Genomic DNA, 2,078 nt, shown 5'->3' with positions numbered 1-2,078 from the left:
AGCGCATAACTAAAATCTTTTTCAAAAGTTTTGGCAGGAAAATGATATTTTAACCACCCTAAAGCTTCTTGTATGCCTGTATTTTCACCTAAATAAACGTTATAACATTCTGTATTTTGATAAGTTTGTTCTTTTAAAGGCAAAAGAGAATGATAATAAAAATTATCAATTTGCGGTGATAAAGGTTTAAAAGAACGAGGATTGGGCTTTTTTGCTAAAATATTTTTGACTTTAACTGATTCTGAGACAGGCAAATGCAGACAAGTTTTCGGCAAGGAACTTCCCCATTGGAATAATAAACCAGCCATCAAAAAACCCCCAGCGAATAACAAACAACTCCAACCTCTTTTAAAGAGGGGGTTAAAATTTGTTAGCATAAAAAATTAGTTTAAAGCTTCTAATTGTGTTTGCAATTGTTCTTTACGCGTATTTAAAAGATGAGTGAAATAATCTTCTTCTTCGGCTTCTTGCGCTTCAGCAATCTCTTTTTCTAAATGATTGATTTCTTGAATGATTTTTATTTTTTGAATCATTTTACTAATTTGTTTTTGAGTTTCGTCTAATTTAATTGTTAAACGCGTTTGTTCCTCTATGATTTTCTTTTTATCTTCTTCTTTTAAATCAGGATTTTTTAATTTATTAGTTATATCTGGTAATAGCGTATTTTCTATCTCTTCTTCTTCTGTGAGTAATTTTTCTTGTTCTTGTAAAGCAATTAATTCTTTTTCTTTTTTTAATTTACTAGCTGTTAAAGCATGTTTAGCTGTTAATTTATGTGTTTCGTTTTTTAATTTTTGATCTAAAGTTTTAATTTCTTCTTCTAAAAGATGACTATAATCTTCCCATAAATTTTTCTTTTCCACATTGGCTTTTTGTTTTTGGTAAAACTTGATAATTTGTTGTAAAGTTTCTTTGCTAGCAGCATCAGAAGTTTCTTTTAATTTTTGTTCGTAAAACTTAATTTGATTCTCTAACTGGTCTAAAGGATTGTCTGACTGAGAAACTATTTTCTTTGAGGTTTCCGCCTTCTTATCTTTAACTGGTTCTTTCGTTATATAATAGTATCCTGCTAGACATCCTAACACTAATAAGATAACTGCTAATAATCCGAAATATAATTTGTTGAATGTTTTTAATTTTTGTTTTTTCATTTTTTTACTTCTTTCTTTTAATTTAATAACTTATACATTTTAAATTGGTTTAAAACACTATCTTTCTCTCCTATTAGAAGATATTTAAAGAAAAGAGCTTCTTCAAAACTTTAAATATCTTCTAATAGGAGAGAATAGATAATTTTTATTGCCTTATTGTTTCACAGCTTCTTTTAAAGGTTTCGCAATTTTAAAACTCACTTTCAAAGAAGCAGGATATTTAATCATTTTGCCTGTTTTTTTAAATGCCATTTGGCCGTTTTTCATTTTGATAGCTTTCATTTCAGGTCTTTTACAAGCTTTGATTTCAGAAACTACAAATTTTCCTAAACGAGCGCCTAAAACTACTTCCTTGTTATTGGCGATCGTTTGAAATAAAACTTCTTCAAATAAACTATAAAACGCGTTTGCCTCTGTAAAAGTCGTTCTGCCTTCTTTCGCTATTTCGCTAATTAATTCTTTTTTAGCGATTTTGTTAGGATCTTTTTGTGTAGTATCTTGTTTTTTAGTATTTTTTTGTTAGTAGTTGTTTTTTTAGTACCTTTTTTTATTCATTTTTCTTTTTCCTTTATGTTTAAATTTTGTAAAATATTTTTAATAATTTGCATCCCTTGCTTTAAAAGATGATTGCTTTGGTTTAAAGTATCATTTTCTTTAGGGATATCGATAACATGATCTTTTTTTTATTCTTCTTTTTCTTGGTTTATGGTTTCATTTATTTGTGGATTATCTTTTTTATTATTAATATGAAGATTTTTAAAGCTTAAAGAAATATCTTCGACATCTTTGTTCATTGATTGAGGGGTGATATGATCAATAAAAAAAGTCTTTTTAATTAAACATAAAAGCCAACAAGTAAACAAACTGCCTGAAATGAAACCGATACCATATAAAACCGCAATTAATAAATATAAATGTTCATTCATG

Annotated in this window: 3 protein-coding genes and 1 pseudogene; all 4 read right to left on the bottom strand. The window is 27.5% G+C overall.

The features are described from left to right. Positions 1-308: pseudogene (locus CPX_RS02810) on the bottom strand (hypothetical protein); the annotation flags it as partial. A gap of 75 nt (positions 309-383) precedes the next feature. Beyond that, positions 384-1,151 carry a hypothetical protein gene (locus CPX_RS02805; RefSeq protein WP_053521635.1) on the bottom strand — a complete coding sequence of 256 codons (768 nt, stop codon included), beginning with the start codon at positions 1,149-1,151 and terminating at the stop codon, positions 384-386. Positions 1,152-1,304: 153 nt separating this feature from the next. Next, positions 1,305-1,595: an HU family DNA-binding protein gene (locus tag CPX_RS02800; protein WP_235443276.1), complete on the bottom strand. Its 291-nt coding sequence runs from the start codon at positions 1,593-1,595 to the stop codon at positions 1,305-1,307. Positions 1,596-1,834: 239 nt separating this feature from the next. After that, positions 1,835-2,078: hypothetical protein (locus CPX_RS02795; RefSeq protein WP_053521633.1), on the bottom strand; the 244-nt coding region annotated here is incomplete at its 5' end.

Origin of the sequence: Candidatus Phytoplasma pruni (genome assembly GCF_001277135.1) — a bacterium.
Taxonomy (GTDB): Bacteria; Bacillota_I; Bacilli_A; order Acholeplasmatales; family Acholeplasmataceae; genus Phytoplasma; species Phytoplasma pruni.
This window is presented reverse-complemented; position numbering and strand designations above follow the sequence as displayed.